Consider the following 18,882-nt stretch of genomic DNA (forward strand, 5'->3'; position numbering starts at 1 on the left):
AACGGACACCTTTCCAGCCGGCGCGAAGCACTCTATCTTCTCGCTCGTGCCATGGGGGTGGCCTGCAAGGAGGGGACGATGACCTTGCGCCTGGTTGTACTGTCCGTGCTGATTTCGGGCTTCGCGATCGGCTTTGCGGAGCTCGCGAGGCTGTCCGCGCAGATCGAATCCACTGCGGCTCCTTGCGCGAAATGGTCGACGCTGAACTGCCGCACGGCGGGGCTCCCCACCTCCCCGCAATAAAGTCAGCGATATTTCCGGCAATTCGACCAGCTATCCCGGCGGGATCATACCGCCGCGCTACGCGTTAAACCGGATCGCAACCGCCTTCCGGAGGGACCGATGAACACCGCCAACCTGCAGCTCGAGGGCCTTTACCTCGCCATCGCCTCGATCAACGACGTGCTGGTCAAGAAGGGCATCCTCAGCGTCGAGGAGATCGACAAGGCATTGCGCCGCGCCGAGGCCAACGCCACCGCCGACGACCACATCATCGACGACATGTCGCCTGCCAACCGCGACGCCGTCTGTTTCCCAATCCGCCTCCTGCAGCTTGCCAATGGCGGCAGCCTCTCGACCGGCGATCTTCCGAGCTTTTCGGAGCTTGCCAGAATGGTGGCGCAGACCAAGGAACCCTACAACGACCAGATGTAGGCGCACGGACGGCAGCCCTTGCCGAGCGTCTTCGGGAGTGCTTTGCTCGCGAGAGTCGCGCGGGGTTCCGCGCGCCCGATTGCATGGCAGGCCCAGACATTGGCAGAGGCATGACGATGACGACTTTCAAAGCCGCCTGTCTTTCCGGCCTCCTGCTTTCAGCCGCCACCGGCGCCGCGCTGGCCGACCCGCCCCAGGGCCGCCTGGTCGACGGCGTCTACCACTGCGAGGTCTACACCCTCGGTCAGTTCATCCATCTCGGCGACATCATCATCGAGGGCGACAGCTATCGCGGCCCGTATCGATTCGGACCGCCGCCGCCGCCCCAGAAATACGAACTCAGTCCCGAGGGCGACCTCACCTGGCTCGGCCCGCTCGGCGGCTTCACCTCGGGCGGCAACTCGATCGACCTCACCCAGGTCACCGCCAACAGCGACGCGGCGGCGTCCTTCGACATCATCATGCGCGAGGCGAGCGGAAACTTTTCCGCCACCACCTGCGACAAGCAGTGAATAAGTGCTGCAGCCAAGCCGCTAGCGCCGGGCCGTCACCCTTTCACGCCGCCGACGGCCCCGGATCGTCCGGCCCGCCGTCGAATGGCGACAGAAGCTCCCGCTTCGGGCGCAGCGGAACATCGTCGGACCGGTGGACCAGGCGCAGGATCGGCCCGCGCGGCTTGGGCGGCACGCCGCCGCGCTGCAGCGTGTCGGCTTCGCGCCGCGACGCCTCCGGCTGATAGACCACCTCCTGCACGGTCAGCGTCTCCTCCTCGCCGTCGATGCGGCGAATGGTGATCGACTGGCCCTCCGCAAGGCCGAGCAGCGCCAGTCCGCGCGGATTGGTGATCGACAGCACCGAGCCGACCATTCCGCGCATCTCGTCATGGGCGACGATGCGGGTCTCGGCCGGTCCGTCGTCGATGCGGTACGACACGCGGCTGCTGAGCGTGACCACGGTGGGCGGAATGTCGTCGCGGAAGACGACGGTCGCGCCGTCGAGCTTGCGACGCAGGAGCTCCCGGATCGGATCGTCCCGGCCCAGGCAGCGCTCCTGCATCACTTCGAGAATGGTGTAGTCCTTCGTCGTCAGCTGACAGACATCCGTGTTCGACATGGCAAATCTCCGGCCGCACCGCATCCTGGCGGTTGACGGCCACAAGCGTTTCTCTTGATCGCGGAAGAGTTCCCCTGAGCCGGACGCGTGTCCGGCGCAGGGGTCACGCTCCTGCGACGAGATTGCCTGCGCGGAAGATCGGGTAATGCCGAACGGGACGGACGATCATGCCGTCAGGCCCCGGCGGGAGCCGGCTGGCGCACTTCGACGATCTCGAGCTCATGGGTGCGGCCGTCGCGCGCGGTCCAGGCGATCGCCTGTCCGGTGCCGAGGCCGATCAGCGCGGTGCCGATCGGGGTCAGGATGGAGATCTTGCCCTGTGCGATATCCGCATCGCCCGGGAACACCAGCGTCACGGTTCTGGTCTCGCCGGTGTCCGGCTTGTAGGTGACGATCGAACCCATCTGGACCACGTCGGCCGGCAGCGAGCCATCCGCCACCACCTTGGCGCGTTCGAGCTCGAGCATCAGTTCCTCGGCCATTTCCGGATTGCGGCTTTCCATCGCCTCGGCGAAGGAAAGCAGCTTTGCGTGGTCCGTCGCGCCGATCTTGATGACCGGCTTGCGCTTGTGCTTGATCTTTTCCTGCATAATGCACCCAAATGTTGTGACCGCGACGGAACCCGGTCATGGGCTGCGGCGTGCGGCTGCCTAGCTGGCAGTAGTCATTGCTGTTGTTGAAAGCGCCGAATTCGCAGACTGAATGCTTGCGAAAAATGCCGTATCCGCCCCACGGCTCGGGGGCGCATGGCAGCCGAGCCGGGGGTTACAATCCCGCGATGGGGCACACCCGAAGGTAAAAAACGGTTCGAATTTCTGCGGCGGTAGTCATGATGCGAGTGTTCCGAAACTTGACGACAAAGTCAAGCGAAGCCTGCCGAGGTCAGTTGGAAAGCCCGGAACTCCGCGCTTTTCGGCAAGATCGCGACGCCATGCCGCTGCGTGAGATTCCCGCCCATGTCGAAGCACGCTTGCCGGCTCCCGTTTCGCCCGGCGCGCCGTCCTGAGCCAGCAAAAAGCCTGTAATACGAGTGTCAAGGTGAGGGTTTAGGAAGGCCGCAGGATCATCAGCGAATCGGCGCCCTGCATCCAAAGGCGTCGCGCTTCGCCCAAAGAGGATCAGGCCCGTGAAAGTTGCAGTTATCGGCACTGGTTATGTCGGTCTGGTTTCGGCAGCCTGCTTCGCCGGCTGGGGACACGAAGTCGTCGGCGCGGACAAGGACGCCAGAAAGATCGCGGCCCTGCACCGCGGCGAACTTCCGATCTACGAGCCCGGCCTCGACCGGCTGGTCGACGAAGCGGTGGCGCAGAAGCGCCTATCCTTCACCACCGATCTTTCGGTCGCCGTTGCCGGCGCCGATATCGTGCTGCTCGCCGTGGGCACACCACCCCGCCTGCGCGACGGCGAGGCCGACCTTGCCTTCGTCTATGCCGCAGCGCGCGAGGTGGCGGGCCTGATCGACCGCTTCACCGTCGTAGTCACCAAATCGACCGTTCCGGTCGGCACCGGCGACGAGATCGAGCGCCTGATGGCCCGCGCGCGGCCGGACGCCAGCTTCGCCGTCGCTTCCAATCCCGAGTTCCTGCGCGAGGGCAGCGCGATCGGCGATTTCCAGCGGCCGGACCGCGTCGTCATCGGCGCCAATGACAGCCGCGCGAAGGAAGTTTTGCAGGCGCTCTACGCGCCGCTGCGCGAGCAGAACGTGCCCATTCTGGCGACCGACCGGCGCACCGCCGAGCTGATCAAATACGCCTCCAACGCCTTCCTCGCCGTGAAGATCTCGTACATCAACGAGATGGCCGACCTGTGCGAAAGCGTCGGCGCCGATGTGCGCGAGGTGGCGCTCGGCATGGGGCTCGACCATCGCATCGGCGCGGGCTTCCTCAATGCCGGGCCGGGCTATGGCGGCTCGTGCTTTCCCAAGGACACGCTGGCGCTATTGCGCACCTCGCAGGATCACGGTGTGCCGATGCGCATCGTCCAGGAATCGCTCGCGGTCAACGACGCGCGCAAGCGACGCATGGCGCTGAAGGTAATCGACGCGCTCGACGGCCTGGCCGAAGGTGCCTCAGTCGCGATCCTTGGCCTGACCTTCAAGCCCGAGACGGACGACATGCGCGAGGCGCCGTCCATCCCGCTTATCGAGGCGCTGCAGCGTGCCGGCGCCCGCATCCGCGCGCACGACCCGGAAGGCATTGAAAATGCCCGCGCCGTGCTCGACGACGTCGATTTCTTCGACGACCCCTACGAGTGCGCTGCCGGCGCCGATGCCGCCGTGCTGATGACCGACTGGAAAAGCCTGAAGGCGCTCGATCTCGGCCGGCTCGGGCGCGGCATGCGCCGTCGCGTGCTGGTCGATTTCCGCCATGCCTTCGACCCCGCGGCGGCCGAGCATCACGGCTTCACGCTGACAGCAATCGGTCGCCCGTCGGAAAAGCCGCGCCGGACGGAGCGCACTGAGACCTCGTCCGCCCCGGAAACCAAGGCGCCCGACGCAAGCGCCCTACGTCTCAGCGCTCGAACAGGATGACGGCCGAGCCCTTGTAGGTGGTGCGCGTCACTTCCCGGTAGCCGCTTTTTTCCGCAAGGCGGATCGAGGGCAGATTGTCCGGGTCGATGATGCAGACGGTGCGCTTTCCGCCGAAATTCCGGTCGGCCCACTCATGGATCGCCGTCACCACCTCGCTGGCAAAGCCCTTGCCATGCGCCGCAGGCGCGATCACCCAGCCGGCCTCCGGTGCGCCGCCGAAGTCGGGCTCGATATCGCGCTTCACATCCTGGAACCCGACCTCGCCGAGGAAACGGCCTGTGTCCCGCTCGTCCACGACCCAGTAGCCGTAACCCAGCATCTTCCAGAGCCCGGCATAGCGCAGCAGCCGCGCCCAGACCTCCTCGCCCGTCGACGGCCGGCCGCCGATAAAGCGAGTGACGGCCATGTCGGCCCACAGGGCCAGGGAGGCTTCGTAATCCGAGAGGCGATGCGGCCGGAGGATGGTGCGCGCCGTCTCGATGACGGGAATGTCGGAGTTTTTGGAATTCATCATGATTTGCTTGATGTTACGGGAAAATACGCTGGTCGGAGGGATGCTTGCGACGTTTACGCAAGGCTCATCCTAGCCACCCATCGTTGAAGCGACAACCGCAGGCTTTGCGCCTCGAGCTATCACGGTGCGTCCTTCGAGGCTCGCTTCGCTCGCACCTCAGGATGAGGACCGTCGGCGCAAATCTCCCTCATCCTGAGGTGCGAGCCCGCAGGGCGAGCCTCGAAGGACGCACCAAAGCACAAGTGGAGCGCCTTCCGGGCGCTTGACCACAGCCGAAATCACGGCACTTCTATGCATGGACAGTTGCCCAGCCCGACTCCAGAGGAAAACCCATGGATACCGTCGACCTGCTGCTCGCCATCTTCCACCACATACTGGTCTTTTCGCTCGCGGCGGTCCTTGCTGCCGAGGTCGTGCTGATCCGCAACGAGATGACGCATCGGACGATCGGCAGGCTTGCCGGCATCGACCGCGCCTACGGCCTTGTCGCGCTGTTCGTCATCGTCGTCGGCATCGTGAGGGTGTTTTATGGCCTCAAGGGCTGGGATTTCTACGTCCACAGCTGGACCTTCTGGGCCAAGATGGCGGCCTTTGCCGCCGTGGGTCTCTTGTCGGTCCCGCCCACCCTGCGCTTCCTGTCGTGGAAGCGGCAGGCCGGCGCCGACACCGCCTTTGCCGTGCCCGCGACTGAGCTTGCCTCGGTGCGCGGCTATCTGCGCGCCGAGATGATGTTCTTCATGCTGATCCCGATCTTCGCAGCGGCGATGGCGCGCGGCTACGGTCAGTTCTGAAGTACCCTACTGGGCCGCTTCCAGCGGCTCGATCGGCACCAGCGGCGCCGGAATGCTGGTGGTCTTTTCCTTGTATTTGCAAAGATCGGCGATCACACAGCGCGAGCATTCGGGCTTGCGCGCCTTGCACACATATCGCCCGTGCAGGATCAGCCAGTGATGGGCATGGCGCATATATTCTTCGGGAATGATGCGGACGAGCTCGGCTTCCACCTGCTCCGGCGTCTTGCCGGGCGCGAGGCCGATGCGGTTGCCGATGCGCAAGATGTGGGTGTCCACCGCCATGGTGTGCTGGCCGAAGGCCATGTTCAGCACCACATTGGCGGTCTTGCGGCCGACGCCTGGCAGCTTCACCAGTTCGTCGCGATTGTCCGGCACCTGGCCGCCGTGATCGCGGATCAGGGCCTCGCAAAGCGCAATCACATTCTTGGCCTTGGCCCGCCACAGGCCGATGGTGCGGATATATTGGCCGAGCTTCTCCTCGCCGAGCGCGAGCATCTTTTCGGGCGTGTCGGCGACCGCGAAAAGCGGCCGCGTCGCCTTGTTGACGCCGGCGTCGGTGGCCTGGGCCGACAGCACCACTGCAACCAAAAGTGTGAAGGCGTTGACGTGCTCCAGCTCGCCCTTCGGCTCGGGGCGCTGCACTGAAAAGCGCCGGAAAATCTCGTGAATCTCCGCCGGCGTGTAGAGCGTCTTTGGCCGGCGCGCGCGGGGCTTTGCCCGCGTGGCGCCGCTGCCCTTTGCCGGCGGCTTTTTCGAACTCTCTCGATCTTTTGCTTTGGGGATGCTCATCGCTTTCCTATAAACTGCCGCCATGAGCGATACAAACGCCGCCTATGCTGCCGACGAGCCGTTTTTCCACGCGCTCCTGAAGCCTTACCGATCGCTCGGCCGCACCGGTTTCCTCGTCCTGATGGGAGCCATGACCTTCGGCTGGATCGTCACCGGCATCTTCTTCATCGCCCATGGCGCCTGGCCGGTGTTCGGTTTCTTCGGCCTCGATGTGCTCGGGCTCTACATCGCCTTCCGGCTGAACTATCGCGCCGCCCGCGTCAGCGAGGAGGTGATCGTCTCGCGCACCAGCCTCGACATCCTCAAGGTGGCGGCATCCGGCCGATCGGAGCAACACCACTTCAACCCGTTCTGGGCGCGGTTTTCGGTCAAGCGCCACGCCGAGATCGGCATCACCGATATGGCCGTGGTCTCGCGTGAAAAGAGCGTGCCGATCGGCAGCTTCCTCAATCCGGACGACCGCGAAAGCTTTGCCAAGGCGTTTACGCTCGCGCTGGCGACCGCCAAGAAGCGCTAATCAGAATCGGAACCTGACCAGCCTGCCGATCTTGCGCAGCGGCGGAACGATATTCCACGCGAGCGCGATCCACCGGTTGGACCAGTCCATGTGGGAAAAGTGCTCCGGGCGGTAGGCCGAAGCCTCCTCGACGAGTTTCAGCCCCGGCACGGCCCGTTCGAGGTCGTGTGGGTCGTTGACGGCCCAATGGACCTCCGCCCCGGTGACGCGAATGGCCGGGTTCTGGCGCACGAGCTTGAGGCCGAGATCGCTGTAGAGGTCGCAGATCACCTCGCCGCCGCAGCTAAGGTGCGACACCAGGCGCGAAAGCAGAAGCGGGCCGTCCTTGGCCGCCAGATAGGGCGTCAGCCCTTCAGCCACCACGATTGCGGGCCTGCCCCGCGGCACGCGCGCCAGCCAGTCCGGCTCGGTGACCGATGTGGCGATCAGCCGATAGTTTTCACGCAGCGGATAAATCCGGCGGCGCAGCTCGACCACTTCGGGAAAATCGACGTCGAGCCACTCGACCCTGGGAGACGGGTCGATGCGGAACACCCGCGTGTCGAGGCCGCAGCCCAGATCCAGAACGATCGCGTCCGGATGGTCTGCCAGGAACGCCCGCACCCAGTCGTCCAGCGTCCTGGCGCGGGCGGCAAAGCCCACCCCCATGACGCCATCGACCTTCAGCTTCGAAAAATCGTAGTCGATCCTGGCGGCCGCCTCCTCGGCGAAGTGATCCGCCAGGATGGAGTTCGGACGCCTGCTTTCGAGGGCTTTGCCATAAAGGGTGATGAGCAGGGTTTCCCGCTCCCTGGTCAGGGATACCTTTTCACGTACCATGTTGCTTCCCGGTGGCATGGGCTATGCTATCTGGGGTCGAAACCCCATAAGGCAAGTTTCGGGTGGTCATGCCGGGATCACAGATGGATAATCGCGTTCAAGGAGTCGAAGCCATGAACGCACGAACCGCGATATTGCGTGAGGAAATCACGCCCCAGGGCGGCGATTACGAGATCGTTCGCCACGTCATCGAAAAGATCAGCCTCAACTATCGCGACCAGCCCTCGCTGGAGACGCTTGCCGCGCAAGTGGGCGAGACCCCGACCGGGCTGCAGAAGCTGTTCACCCGCTGGGCGGGCCTGTCCCCCAAGGGATTCCTGCAGGCCGTCACGCTCAACCACGCGCGCCATCTGCTCGACCAGGGCATGCCGCTGCTCGACACGGCCTATGAGGTCGGCATGTCCGGCCCCGGGCGGCTGCACGACCTGTTCGTCACCCACGAGGCGATGTCGCCGGGCGCCTACAAGAGCCGTGGCGAAGGCCTGACCATCCGTTACGGCTATCACATCTCGCCCTTTGGCGTGGCGCTGATCATGGTCACCGACCGGGGCCTTGCCGGCCTGTCCTTCAACGACGCCGGCCATGAGCGCGAGGCCTTCGAGGACATGTCCGGCCGCTGGCCGAACGCGGCCTATGTCGAGGACATGGCGGCCACCGCGCCCTATGCGGCGCGCATCTTCGACCCGGCCCGCTGGCGCCCGGACGATCCGCTGCGCATCGTCATGATCGGCACCGACTTCCAGATCCGCGTCTGGGACGCGCTGCTCCGGATTCCCATGGGCCGGGCCTGCACTTATGCGGACGTCGCCGCCAAGATCGGTTCGCCCTCGGCCAGCCGCGCAGTGGGCGCGGCGGTCGGCGCCAATCCGATTTCCTTCGTGGTGCCCTGCCACCGGGTCGTCGGCAAGTCCGGCGCGCTGACCGGCTACCACTGGGGCCTGACGCGCAAGCGCGCCATCCTCGGCTGGGAGGTCGGGCAGCTTACGTCCTAGTGTCGCTGCGATGCCGGATCGGGCTGTCGATTGCGTCCGATTCGGTATTTCCTTGTCTGCTTCAGCAGGATAGCTTCCCGGCGCAATTCTCCAGGAGGCTATCCTTGATCACCGTCATCGGCTCCATCAATCTCGACCTGATTGCCAGCGTCGACCGGCTCCCCGCTCCGGGCGAGACCGTGCCGGGCAGCGGCTTCAAGACGGCGCCGGGCGGCAAGGGCGCCAATCAGGCGCTGGCCGCCGCGCGCGCCGGCGCTTCGGTGCGCATGATCGGGGCGGTGGGCAAGGATGCTTTTGCCGGCGAGGCGCTGGCGCTTCTCAAGGACGGCAAGGTCGATCTTTCCGGCGCGGCCGAGGCCGAGGCACCCACCGGCACCGCGCTGATCCTGGTGGGCGACGACGGCGAGAACATGATCGCCGTGGTGCCCGGCGCCAATGCCACCGTGCTGTCGGCCGATCTTGAAAAAGCCGCGCTCGAAAAGGGCGACATCGTGCTCCTGCAGCACGAGATCCCGCTTGAGACCGTCGAAGCAGCACTCGATGCCACCGCAGCCGCCGGCGCCATCGCCATCCTCAACACCGCGCCCTTCCGCAAGGAAGCCGCCACCTTCCTCGGCAAGGCGAACTACGTCGTCGCCAACGAGACCGAATTCGACCTCTATTGCGAGGCACTGGCGCTTTCGGGTGCTGACCGCCCCGCCCGCATGAAGGCTTTTGCCGAAAAGACCGGCCGCACCGTCATCGTCACGCTCGGCGGCGACGGCGTGCTTGCGGCGACGCCCGAGGCTTTTCTTAGCGTGCCCGCGCTCAAGATCACGCCCGTCGACACGGTCGGCGCCGGCGACACATTCTGCGGCTATCTGGCCGCCGGCCTGGCTCAGCGCCTGCCGCTGGGCGACGCGCTGCGGCGCGCAGCCGTTGCCGGCTCGCTCGCCTGCCTCAAGCCCGGAGCGCAGCCGGCGATCCCGCTTGCCAGCGAGGTGGATGCAGCACTTGATGGCCAGCTGGTGGGCTGACCAGCATGACCATCCGTCCTGTTTGGAAGCATGACCTGCCGCCGGCAGGCGACATCTGCCGCATGTCGGCGGTGGAGTTGGCGGAAAAGATCAAGGCGCGGCAGCTTTCGGTGCGGGAGGTGGCGAGCGCCTTCCTCGACCGCATCGAGGCCGTGAACCCCAAGGTGAACGCGATCGTGTCGCTACGCGACCGCGGCGACATCCTCGCTGACGCCGATGCCGCGGACAGCGCGCTGGCGAAGGGCGCCACGCCCGGCCCGCTCTACGGCCTGCCCATCGCGATAAAAGACCTCGCGCTGACCAAGGGCCTGAAGACCACCTTCGGCTCGCCGATCTACGCCGATTTCGTGCCCGACGAGGACGATTTCTTCGTCGAGCGCATGCGCGCGGCCGGCGCCATCTTCGTCGGTAAGACCAACACGCCAGAATTCGGCCTCGGCTCGAACACCTACAACAACGTTTTTGGCGCGACGCTGAATGCCTTCGACCCCGCCCTCACAGCCGGCGGATCGAGCGGCGGCGCGGCCGTTGCGCTGGCGCTCGACATGGTGCCGGTGGCCGACGGCAGCGATTTTGGCGGCTCGCTGCGCAACCCCGCCGCCTTCAACAATGTCTTCGGCCTGCGCCCTTCGCAGGGACTGGTGCCGGGCGGGCCGATGAACGAAGTTTTCCACTCGCAGATCGGCCTCGAGGGCCCGATGGCCCGCAACGTGCGCGACATGGCGCTGCTGCTCGACGTGCAGGCCGGCCATGATGCGCGCGCGCCGCTCTCGCATAGTGGCGAAGCCTCCTATCTCGACGCGCTCGCCGCCTCGCCCAAGGGCGGCCGCGTCGCCTGGTTTGGCAATCTCGGCGGCCATCTGCCGGTCGAAGCCGGCATTTTGGAGCTCTGCGAGGCAGGCTTGCGGCGCTTTGGCGAAGTCGGCTTTGCCGCCGAACCTGTCGTGCCCGATTTCGACTTCGATGCACTATGGCGCGCCTTCATCACGCTGCGCCAGGCCACCAGCGGCTGCGAACTCAAGGCGCATTTCGACGACCCGGCCCGGCGCGGCCTGCTGAAGCCGGAAGCGGTGTGGGAAGTCGAAGGCGCCATGCGTCTCACGGCCGTGCAGGTGCACGCCGCCTCGACCGTCCGCTCGAAATGGTACCGGACGCTGCTGAACCTGTTCGAGCGCTTCGACCTGGTGGCGCTGCCCACCGCGCAAGTGTTCCCCTTCGCGGTCAGCACACACTGGCCGAAGGAAGTCGCCGGCCGCGCAATGGACAGCTACCACCGCTGGATGGAAGTCTCGGCCTATGCCTCGCTGGCCGGCTGCCCGGCCGTCAATGTGCCGGTGGGGTTCGACCCGCAAGGCCGGCCCATGGGCATGCAGCTCATCGGCCGCCCGCGCGGCGACCTCGCCGTATTGCAGGCGGCTGCGGCTTATGAAACTGTCCTGCCATGGCCAGCGGGGGCATGACGGCATAACGCCCCCGCGGCCGGCTTCGATGAAGCGGCGGGGGACAGGCCGTGCCTATCAGTTTTCGGAACCGCCTTGCGTTTCGGCTTGAGCTCTGGCGCAGGCTCGTCGACGAATATGCCGTCGGCGTTGCCTTAGCTGTCGGCATTGTAAGCGCAATGCTTGTGGCAGGCTTTCGCTACGACAGCACAGTCGTAAAGTATGAAAGGCTGCAAGCAGTCGTAGTATCGATCTACGAGGTTCCGCTGAAAGGGTTTTCCCCCTCTCACTACATGGTGAAGCTCAGTGATAGCGGTCAGCTTGTCACGATCGAAGACCGTCAGCTTCGCGAAGTCGGGTCAGTCATCAAAGTCGAGCGCCGGACGCGTAAGAATGGCGTCGTGACCTACCATCTCGTCCCGCCCGGCTGCGAGACACCCGACTGCGCAGCGCCTTGACCGAACGCTCGGAGGGCAAGTCGTGACGACCAGCCTGCGAAATCGCCTCCAGTTTCGGATTGCGCTCTTGCGTGCTCATGCCAGGGAATGGACCATCGGTGCTGCCGTGCTGGCTGTCAGTGTCTGCATGGTGCTGTTCCTGGTGCTTCGCTTCGATAGCCCTGTCGTGCAATCCGAACGCTTGCAGGGGAGCGTAGTCTCCATCGCCAGAATCCCGCAAAAATCCTACGGCGAGCCGACTGCGGCGACCAGCTATCAGTATATCGTCTCCCTGGGCGGCAACGACACCGTGGTCGTCTCAGATCAGATATCGCGTCCGCATCCGGTCGGATCGGCAGTCGAGGTCGAAAAGCGGACGCGCGCCAACGGCACGATTACCTACCATGTGGTTCCACCCGATTGCGTAGCGCCCAATTGCGTCGTGCCTTTCAACCAACAGTTCTAGGCGAGTAGCCAAAACCGGCCTCTGGACAGTTCCCTTACGGAATGCATTGATCTTGTGCTGAAAGGGATCACGACCATGTCGCTGGAAATCTATGCCGCCTATGTCCTTGCCTGCATCATCATCATCCTGGTGCCCGGGCCGACCGTCACACTGATCATCGCCTCCAGCATGCGCCACGGCACCCGCGCCGGGCTGCTCAATGTCGCGGGCACGCAAGTAGGCATTGCCGTCATGATCGGCATCGTCGGCATCGGCCTCACTTCCATGATCGAATCGGCCGGCCACTGGTTCGAATGGCTGCGGCTGCTGGGGGCTGCATATCTCATCTGGATGGGCTGGCAGATGCTGCGCGCCGGCGGCCGACTGGCCGAGGGCGCCGCGCCGGTGCCGCCGCGCGGCGGCTTTTTCCTGCAGGGTTTTCTGGTCGCCATCAGCAATCCCAAGACGCTGATCTTCTTCGGCGCCTTCATCCCCCAGTTCCTCGATCCGAAGAGCAACTACCCGCTGCAGATCGTCATCATGGGCGCCACCGCGCTGGTTTTCGCGGCGATGTCGGATTCGACCTATGCCATGCTGGCCGGCCGCGCCGGGCGCCTGCTTTCGGCCCGCCGCATTCGCCTGCTCTCGCGCCTCAGCGGCGGCTTTCTCATCGGCGGCGGACTGTGGCTGGCCTTCTCGCGGCGATGAATAGGTGCGTCCTTCGAGACGGCGCTTCGAGCGCGGGATGAAGCGCGCGGGCGCTTTGCGCTCCCGGTGGCAGGGCAATCGCCTTTGCTGCGACCTACCCCCACTCCGCCTCGCTTCGCTCGGCACCTCTCCCCCTCAAAAGGGGAGAGGAAGGGTGCCAGCCGTGCGGACGGCGATTCCTCTCCTCCGTCGAACGGGGGAGAGGTGGTTTGCGAAGCAAACCGGAGTGGGGGTCGAATTCTAAGTGCGATCGCCCTCCCTCAAGGGAGAAGAGAGCGCCGCGCCAAGCTGCCGCTACAGCCGCGCCAGCCTTTCAGCCAACAGGGCGAAGAAGCCGTCATGGTCGATGTCGCGCATGACGGTGGCGTTCTTCGCACGCGAGGTGACGCCCCACCAGTCGATCACGGTCATGCCCAAAGTGAGCTCCGAGCCGAGCTCGATCTCGACATTGCAGTGGTGGCCCTTGAACAGCTCGGGCTTGATCAGATAGGCGATGACGCACGGGTCGTGCAGCGGGCCGCCGTCGGTGCCGTATTTTTCCTCGTCGAAGCGCTCGAAGAAGTCGAGCAGTTCGGCGGTGGCGTCGCCCACCTTGGTGCCCATCTTGCGGAAGGCCTCGATGCGCTTGGCAGTGGTCAGCGCCTTGTGGGTGACGTCGAGCGGCATCATGACGATCGGCACGCCCGAGCGGAACACCACATCGGCCGCGTGCGGATCGACATAGATGTTGAATTCGGAGGTGGGGGTGATGTTGCCGCCCTCGAAGAAGCCGCCGCCCATCAGCACGATCTGCTTGATGCGCTTGGCGATCTGCGGCTCGCGCACCAGCGCCAGCGCAATATTGGTGAGCGGCCCGAGCGGGCAGAGCGTGACGGTGCCGGGCTCCTCCTTCATCAGCGTCTCGACGATGAAGTCGACCGCATACTGCTCCTGCAGCTTCATGGTCGGCTCCGGCAGGTCCGGACCGTCGAGGCCGGTCTTGCCGTGCACATGCTCGGCGGTGACCAGCGGGCGCACCATCGGGCGGATGGCGCCGGCGAAGACCTTGGTGTCCGGCTTGCCGGCCAACTCGCAGATCTTGCGCGCGTTCTTCTCGGTCAGATGCAGGGGAACGTTGCCGGCAACCGCAGTGAGGCCAAGCACTTCCAGCTCAGGGCTCGCCAGCGCCAGAAGGATGGCGACGGCATCGTCCTGGCCCGGATCGGTATCGATGATTATCTTCTGCGTGGCTGCCATTTACGCTTTCCCTTATGTGATCCGCCCGTGATCGAAGCAGGCTTGAACTTGTTCGTGGCGCGGACCATATCAGCAACAACGGGAAAAATGCCAACAGGGTTTTTCCTTTTAGGTCGCTCTTCGAGGACACGTAAATGAGTCGCATGACGCCCTTTTCGAGCCCGCTACTGCTCGGGTTCGATGCAATGGAAAAGACGCTGGAGCGCTTGGCGAAGTCGGGAGACAGTTACCCGCCGTACAACATCGAGCGGCTGCGTCGGTCCGAAGGAAACGGTGAGACGTTGCGCATTACGCTGGCTGTGGCCGGCTTCTGCGAGGACAATCTGGAAGTCACCACCGAGGAAAACCAGTTGGTGGTGCGTGGCAAGCAGACAGAAGACACCGAACGCGAGTTTCTGCACCGCGGCATCGCCGCGCGGCAGTTTCAGCGCACCTTCGTCCTGGCAGACGGCATGCGGGTCATCGGGGCCGAATTGAAGAACGGACTTCTGTCCGTCGACCTCGACCGACCGGAGCCGGAACGCTTCGTACGGAAAATCAACATTTCGGTGAAAGACTGAAGGTCACCGGAATCAAGCAGCTCTAGCGCGGGTTTGGTCCTAACGACGCCCCGCAAGAAGGAGGCTCATTATGACAACGACATCCACTTACCACGAACCGAAACCGGTTCTTACCGAGTCCGAACTCGCCCATCTGGGCGAAGGCACCGTGGCCTATCTCCGCAAGATCGACAGCGATGAACTGAAGGGCAAGTTCCCAAGCTTGACCGAGATCGCTTCGGGCATGGAAGTCTGGGCGCTGTTTGCCGCCAATGGCCAGCCGATCCTGCTCTCCGATGCGCGCGACACTGCCCTTGCGGGCGCCTTTGAGAATCACCTGACCCCGGTCGCCATCCACTGACCGGCGGTTCCTAACCTCGTCCAATTGGGCGAACGGCGCTGTAAAAGACGAAGGGCGGTCCAAGGACCGCCCGGCGCCGAAATTTCCTAAAATCTGAAGCTTAGGCCGCGTGCGAGGTCTGCGTGTCCGAAAGCAGCGCGTGGATTGCCGCTGCATCGCGGGTGCCGCGGATCTTGGCGACGGTGTCGGGATCGCGCAGCACGCGGGCAATGCGCGACAGCGCCTTCAGGTGATCCGCGCCGGCGCCCTCAGGGGCCAAAAGCAGGAACACCAGATCCACGGGCTGGTCGTCCAGCGACTCGAATTCCACCGGCGTTTCCAGCCGCGCGAAAACGCCCGTGATGCTTTTCACGCCGGGCAGCTTGCCGTGCGGAATGGCAATGCCGTTGCCGACGCCGGTCGATCCCAGGCGCTCGCGCTGGAGGATGGTGTCGAAAACTTCTCGCTCGGGCAGCCCTGTGATCGAGGCGGCCCTTTCGGCGAGCAGTTGCAGCAGTTGCTTCTTGGAATTCGCCTTCAAGGCCGGCATGATTGCCTGCACCTCGATCAGATCGCTCAGATCCATGCCCAATATCCTTTCTCTGCCCGATCGCCCGAACCCCAATTCGGTACCTCGGTCAGGAGACGTTTCTTATCCCTGCGCGATTTTTGTCGTCGAAGGGTCGATCCACCCGATATTTCCGTCCGGCCTCCTGTAGACGATATTGACCTGGTCATTCCCGGCGTTTCTAAAGACGAACACCGGGGTGTCCTTGGTATCGAGTTCGATCACCGCCGAGGCAACCGTCATGGTCTTGAGCGCCATGCTGGTTTCGGCGACGATCGCCGGCGCGTAGTCTACCGGCAGTTCATCCTCTTCGTCCTCGTCGGTCAGCGGCGCCATCACCGTATAGGCGATGCTGACAGCCGCGCCGTTGAAGCCTGGATTGTGCGACTTCAGGCGGCGCTTGTAGCGGCGCAGGCGCTTTTCGAGACGTTCTGCCGCCGCCTCGAAGGCGGCGACCGGCTCCTGCGCCTCGCCTGCGGCCTGAAGGGCCATGCCTGTGTCGAGGCGGATCATACAGTCGGCCGCGAAGCGCGACGTCGATTTCACGACCGTTACATGTCCGGAAAACCCGCCATCGAAATACTTATCGATCGCTTCACCGATCCGCTCCTCGATGCGTATACGGAACGCATCGCCGACGTCCATGTGCTTTCCCGATATGCGTAGAGTCATCTGAAAACTGACCTTCCTTGTTCAGACTTCAAATCGCTTCCGAGTTTATACCCATGGACGGCGCAAACAAGGTTCACGGCGGGTCTCGCGCCGAATTTAAGCCTGAACTTTCCGCTTAGTCACAAGCCGTCTCCAGACGGGGTCATCTATTTCCGGGCCACGCCCTTTCCCTTGCGGGCGGGCTTCTAGTCACTTCCCAGGCGGTTGTCAATCAAGGCCTAAATTGCCCCGATTTGGTGCTGTGCGTTACCGCCCGGCGGCGGCCAGAGCACGCTTCTCGCGCCGCCTCTGCACCGACGAGGGAATGTTCATGCTTTCCCGATACTTGGCGACCGTACGCCTCGCGATGTCGATACCTTCGCGCTGCAGGATATCCACAATCGCATCGTCGGACAGGACGTCCGCCGGCTGCTCCTCTTCGATGAGCCCACGGATGCGGTCGCGCACCGCTTCCGACGAATGGGCATCGCCCTCGCCGGCCGAGGCGATCGCGGTCGTGAAGAAATAGCGCAGCTCGAACACACCGCGTGGCGTGAGCATGTATTTGTTGGCCGTGACGCGGCTGACAGTCGACTCATGCATACCGATGGCTTCCGCCACCGTGCGCAAATTGAGCGGCCGCAGATGCCGCACGCCGTGCATCAGGAACGCGTCCTGCTGGCGCACGATCTCGGAGGCGACCTTGAGGATGGTCTTGGCGCGCTGGTCGAGGCTGCGGGTCAGCCAGTTGGCATTCTGCAGGCATTCGGCCAGGAAATCCTTCTCCGCCTGGTCTTTCGTCAGCGCGGAGACCTGCGCGAAATAGATGTTGTCGACCAAAACCCGCGGCAACGCCTCCGGATTGAGCTCGACCGTCCAGCTGCCGTCGCTGGCCGGCCGCACTTCCACGTCGGGGACGATGGTGTCGGCACTGCCGCTCGAAAAAGCCAGCCCGGGACGCGGGTCGAGCCGGCGAATCTCGGCCAGCATGTCCACCAGGTCCTCTTCGTCGACGCCGCAGAGCTTCTTGAGCGTTTGAAAATCGCGGCGCGCCAGCAATTCGAGATTGCTGACAAGGGCCTGCATGGCCGGGTCGTAGCGATCGCGATGTATGAGCTGGAGCGCCAGGCATTCGGCAAGGTCGCGCGCGAAAATGCCAGCTGGCTCAAAGGTTTGGCAGATTTTCAGCACATCGAGAACGGCAGCCTCGCCAACGCCGAGCCGTTCGGCGATTTCGGCTATGTCGCCGCGCATATAACCGATCTCGTCGAGCGCATCGGTCAGGTCATGGGCGATCAGGCGGTCGCCGGCATCGGCGAAGGCAAACGCAATCTGCTCGCCTGCATGGTCGCGCAGCGTCACGGCTGCTGCGAAGACGTCCTCCATGTCGAAGTCACCACTGCCGGACGGCCCCGCCCCCGAGCCGGACGACGACTTCCACTGGGCAGCCAGGTCCGGCCCCAGCTGCTCCATGGTACCCGGATCGTCGGGAAACACGTTTTCCAGCGAAGTGTCGAGCTTTTCGGAGATGGATTCGGCGCTCAGGATCGTGTCCGAGCCGCCCCAGTCGTCGGCCATCTCGGACTGCCCGTCGGCCTTTGCCGGCGCCTCTGAGGCGACCTCGTCATGCTGCTCGGTCCGGTCGAGAAGCGGATTGCGCTCGATCTCCTCGTCAACGAAGCGCTCCAGTTCGACATGCGTCATCTGCAGCAGCTTGATCGACTGCATGAGCTGCGGCGTCATCACGAGGGACTGCGACTGCCGAAGCTGCAACTTGGCCGCAAGCGCCATGACGATGAACTCTACATCCCACTCGTGGGCCGCGGAGAAGCTCTCCGAGGACCGAAATCATAGGCACATTCAAACTGGCCCGGCTTTTGCTTGTCAAGGAAAAGGCCAGCAGAATCTGCCCCATGGCGGAGATCGAAAGAGAGATATCCGGGGAAATCCGCGGTTAGCGGAACTAAAGCGTAAAGCCTTCGCCAAGATAGAGACGGCGCACGTCCTGGTCGGCGACGATATCGGCGGCCGAGCCGTGCTTCAGGATCTCGCCCGCATGGATGATATAGGCGCGGTCGATCAGCCCCAGCGTCTCGCGCACATTGTGGTCGGTGATGAGGACGCCGATGCCACGCTTGGTGAGGTGGCGGACGAGCTGCTGGATGTCCGACACGGCGATCGGATCGACGCCGGCAAAGGGCTCGTCGAGCAGCATGTAGTTGGGACGGCTGGCCAGCGCGCGGGCGATTTCCAGTCGCCGCCGCTCACCGCCGGACAGCGCGATTGCCGGCGACTTGCGCAGATGCGCGATATGGAACTCGTCAAGCAGGGAATCGAGCGTGCGCTCGCGCTCCTTGCGGCTTTTTTCGACCACCTCCAGCACGGCGCGAATGTTGTTTTCCACGCTCAGCCCACGGAAGATCGACGCTTCCTGCGGCAGGTAGCCGACGCCCAGGCGGGCACGCCTGTACATCGGCATGGAGGAGACGTCGAAGCCGTCGATCTCGATCGTGCCCTTGTCCACCGGCACCAGCCCGGTGACCATGTAGAAGCAGGTGGTCTTGCCGGCGCCGTTCGGGCCCAGAAGCCCGACGGCCTCGCCGGCGCGCACGCCGAGCGACACGCCGTTGACCACGGTGCGGCCCTTGTAGGCCTTGGTCAGTCCTTTTGCGATCAGCGTGCCCTTGAGGCTTGCGCCGTCCTTGCGCACGGCAGGAGCCGCCGTAGTCGGTCGCAGGCGCCCGGACAGGCGCGAAATTAACGAGGCACGCTGTTGCATTA

Annotated in this window: 24 protein-coding genes; 14 read left to right on the forward strand and 10 right to left on the reverse strand. The window is 64.3% G+C overall.

Features of this window, described 5'->3' with window-relative positions; all coding sequences use genetic code 11:
- Positions 1 to 78: 78 nt before the first annotated feature.
- The 3 genes from M2281_RS06345 to M2281_RS06355 all read left to right on the forward strand — a co-directional run bounded on the left by M2281_RS06345 (position 79) and on the right by M2281_RS06355 (position 1,166).
- Positions 79 to 243 carry a hypothetical protein gene (locus tag M2281_RS06345; RefSeq protein ID WP_280820230.1) on the forward strand — a complete coding sequence of 55 codons (165 nt, stop codon included), beginning with the start codon at positions 79 to 81 and terminating at the stop codon, positions 241 to 243.
- 99 nt (positions 244 to 342) lie between these two features.
- Entirely contained in the window at positions 343 to 654 is a 312-nt protein-coding gene (locus tag M2281_RS06350) for a hypothetical protein (protein WP_280820231.1), read from the forward strand.
- A gap of 116 nt (positions 655 to 770) precedes the next feature.
- A complete protein-coding gene (locus M2281_RS06355; RefSeq protein WP_280820232.1) occupies positions 771 to 1,166 on the forward strand; it encodes a hypothetical protein in 396 nt (131 codons plus the stop codon).
- A gap of 43 nt (positions 1,167 to 1,209) precedes the next feature.
- Here M2281_RS06355 and M2281_RS06360 read toward each other — a convergent pair whose 3' ends face one another.
- On the reverse strand, positions 1,210 to 1,767 hold the full coding sequence (locus tag M2281_RS06360; protein ID WP_280820233.1) for a GreA/GreB family elongation factor: 558 nt from the start codon (positions 1,765 to 1,767) through the stop codon (positions 1,210 to 1,212).
- A gap of 173 nt (positions 1,768 to 1,940) precedes the next feature.
- Entirely contained in the window at positions 1,941 to 2,357 is a 417-nt protein-coding gene (gene rnk / locus M2281_RS06365; RefSeq protein ID WP_280820234.1) for a nucleoside diphosphate kinase regulator, read from the reverse strand.
- 536 nt (positions 2,358 to 2,893) lie between these two features.
- Between rnk and M2281_RS06370 the strand changes: the two genes are divergently transcribed.
- Positions 2,894 to 4,297 carry a UDP-glucose dehydrogenase family protein gene (locus tag M2281_RS06370; protein ID WP_280820235.1) on the forward strand — a complete coding sequence of 468 codons (1,404 nt, stop codon included), beginning with the start codon at positions 2,894 to 2,896 and terminating at the stop codon, positions 4,295 to 4,297.
- Here M2281_RS06370 and M2281_RS06375 read toward each other — a convergent pair.
- Positions 4,278 to 4,811, reverse strand: coding sequence for a GNAT family N-acetyltransferase (locus tag M2281_RS06375; protein ID WP_280820236.1), 534 nt, complete (start codon positions 4,809 to 4,811; stop codon positions 4,278 to 4,280). The two genes, M2281_RS06370 and M2281_RS06375, sit on opposite strands and share 20 nt — an antisense overlap.
- Before the next feature lie 332 nt (positions 4,812 to 5,143).
- Between M2281_RS06375 and M2281_RS06380 the strand changes: the two genes are divergently transcribed.
- The gene (locus M2281_RS06380; RefSeq protein ID WP_280820237.1) at positions 5,144 to 5,602 is read left to right on the forward strand and encodes a DUF2214 family protein; all 459 of its coding nucleotides are present in this window, start codon (positions 5,144 to 5,146) and stop codon (positions 5,600 to 5,602) included.
- A gap of 6 nt (positions 5,603 to 5,608) precedes the next feature.
- Here M2281_RS06380 and nth read toward each other — a convergent pair whose 3' ends face one another.
- Positions 5,609 to 6,394: an endonuclease III gene (gene nth / locus M2281_RS06385; protein WP_280820238.1), complete on the reverse strand. Its 786-nt coding sequence runs from the start codon at positions 6,392 to 6,394 to the stop codon at positions 5,609 to 5,611.
- A 22-nt stretch (positions 6,395 to 6,416) separates the two neighbouring features.
- Here nth and M2281_RS06390 point away from each other — a divergent pair, with 22 nt between their 5' ends.
- Positions 6,417 to 6,911, forward strand: coding sequence for a DUF2244 domain-containing protein (locus M2281_RS06390; RefSeq protein ID WP_280820239.1), 495 nt, complete (start codon positions 6,417 to 6,419; stop codon positions 6,909 to 6,911).
- Here the strand turns inward: M2281_RS06390 and M2281_RS06395 are convergent, their stop codons facing one another.
- A complete protein-coding gene (locus M2281_RS06395) occupies positions 6,912 to 7,730 on the reverse strand; it encodes a class I SAM-dependent methyltransferase (protein WP_280820240.1) in 819 nt (272 codons plus the stop codon).
- A gap of 113 nt (positions 7,731 to 7,843) precedes the next feature.
- Between M2281_RS06395 and M2281_RS06400 the strand changes: the two genes are divergently transcribed.
- The 6 genes from M2281_RS06400 to M2281_RS06425 all read left to right on the forward strand — a co-directional run bounded on the left by M2281_RS06400 (position 7,844) and on the right by M2281_RS06425 (position 12,767).
- Entirely contained in the window at positions 7,844 to 8,722 is an 879-nt protein-coding gene (locus M2281_RS06400) for a methylated-DNA--[protein]-cysteine S-methyltransferase (RefSeq protein WP_280820241.1), read from the forward strand.
- 104 nt (positions 8,723 to 8,826) lie between these two features.
- Complete coding sequence (locus M2281_RS06405; RefSeq protein WP_280820242.1) at positions 8,827 to 9,738, forward strand: ribokinase; 912 nt, start codon at positions 8,827 to 8,829, stop codon at positions 9,736 to 9,738.
- Between the two features lie 5 nt (positions 9,739 to 9,743).
- The gene (locus M2281_RS06410; protein WP_280820243.1) at positions 9,744 to 11,198 is read left to right on the forward strand and encodes an amidase; all 1,455 of its coding nucleotides are present in this window, start codon (positions 9,744 to 9,746) and stop codon (positions 11,196 to 11,198) included.
- A 50-nt stretch (positions 11,199 to 11,248) separates the two neighbouring features.
- Positions 11,249 to 11,635: a hypothetical protein gene (locus M2281_RS06415; protein WP_280820244.1), complete on the forward strand. Its 387-nt coding sequence runs from the start codon at positions 11,249 to 11,251 to the stop codon at positions 11,633 to 11,635.
- Between the two features lie 22 nt (positions 11,636 to 11,657).
- Positions 11,658 to 12,080, forward strand: a complete 423-nt coding sequence (locus M2281_RS06420) for a hypothetical protein (protein WP_280820245.1) — start codon at positions 11,658 to 11,660, stop codon at positions 12,078 to 12,080.
- Positions 12,081 to 12,155: 75 nt separating this feature from the next.
- Positions 12,156 to 12,767: a LysE family translocator gene (locus tag M2281_RS06425; protein ID WP_280820246.1), complete on the forward strand. Its 612-nt coding sequence runs from the start codon at positions 12,156 to 12,158 to the stop codon at positions 12,765 to 12,767.
- Between the two features lie 294 nt (positions 12,768 to 13,061).
- Here M2281_RS06425 and M2281_RS06430 read toward each other — a convergent pair whose 3' ends face one another.
- On the reverse strand, positions 13,062 to 14,003 hold the full coding sequence (locus M2281_RS06430) for a nucleoside hydrolase (RefSeq protein WP_280820247.1): 942 nt from the start codon (positions 14,001 to 14,003) through the stop codon (positions 13,062 to 13,064).
- A gap of 134 nt (positions 14,004 to 14,137) precedes the next feature.
- Here M2281_RS06430 and M2281_RS06435 point away from each other — a divergent pair, with 134 nt between their 5' ends.
- Both M2281_RS06435 and M2281_RS06440 read left to right on the forward strand, forming a co-directional pair.
- Positions 14,138 to 14,563 carry an Hsp20 family protein gene (locus M2281_RS06435; RefSeq protein ID WP_280820248.1) on the forward strand — a complete coding sequence of 142 codons (426 nt, stop codon included), beginning with the start codon at positions 14,138 to 14,140 and terminating at the stop codon, positions 14,561 to 14,563.
- 70 nt (positions 14,564 to 14,633) lie between these two features.
- The gene (locus tag M2281_RS06440; RefSeq protein ID WP_280820249.1) at positions 14,634 to 14,903 is read left to right on the forward strand and encodes a DUF1150 family protein; all 270 of its coding nucleotides are present in this window, start codon (positions 14,634 to 14,636) and stop codon (positions 14,901 to 14,903) included.
- Between the two features lie 100 nt (positions 14,904 to 15,003).
- Here M2281_RS06440 and ptsN read toward each other — a convergent pair whose 3' ends face one another.
- The 4 genes from ptsN to lptB form a co-directional block, all read right to left on the reverse strand.
- Positions 15,004 to 15,468: a PTS IIA-like nitrogen regulatory protein PtsN gene (gene ptsN / locus M2281_RS06445; RefSeq protein WP_280820250.1), complete on the reverse strand. Its 465-nt coding sequence runs from the start codon at positions 15,466 to 15,468 to the stop codon at positions 15,004 to 15,006.
- 66 nt (positions 15,469 to 15,534) lie between these two features.
- Complete coding sequence (gene hpf / locus M2281_RS06450; protein ID WP_280820251.1) at positions 15,535 to 16,122, reverse strand: ribosome hibernation-promoting factor, HPF/YfiA family; 588 nt, start codon at positions 16,120 to 16,122, stop codon at positions 15,535 to 15,537.
- A gap of 246 nt (positions 16,123 to 16,368) precedes the next feature.
- Entirely contained in the window at positions 16,369 to 17,892 is a 1,524-nt protein-coding gene (gene rpoN, locus M2281_RS06455) for an RNA polymerase factor sigma-54 (RefSeq protein ID WP_280820252.1), read from the reverse strand.
- Positions 17,893 to 18,064: 172 nt separating this feature from the next.
- Entirely contained in the window at positions 18,065 to 18,880 is an 816-nt protein-coding gene (lptB, locus tag M2281_RS06460; RefSeq protein WP_280820253.1) for an LPS export ABC transporter ATP-binding protein, read from the reverse strand.
- Between the last annotated feature and the right edge of the window lie 2 nt (positions 18,881 to 18,882).

Source organism: Pseudaminobacter soli (ex Li et al. 2025) (assembly GCF_029892515.1).
In the GTDB taxonomy this organism is placed as follows: domain Bacteria; phylum Pseudomonadota; class Alphaproteobacteria; order Rhizobiales; family Rhizobiaceae; genus Pseudaminobacter; species Pseudaminobacter soli_A.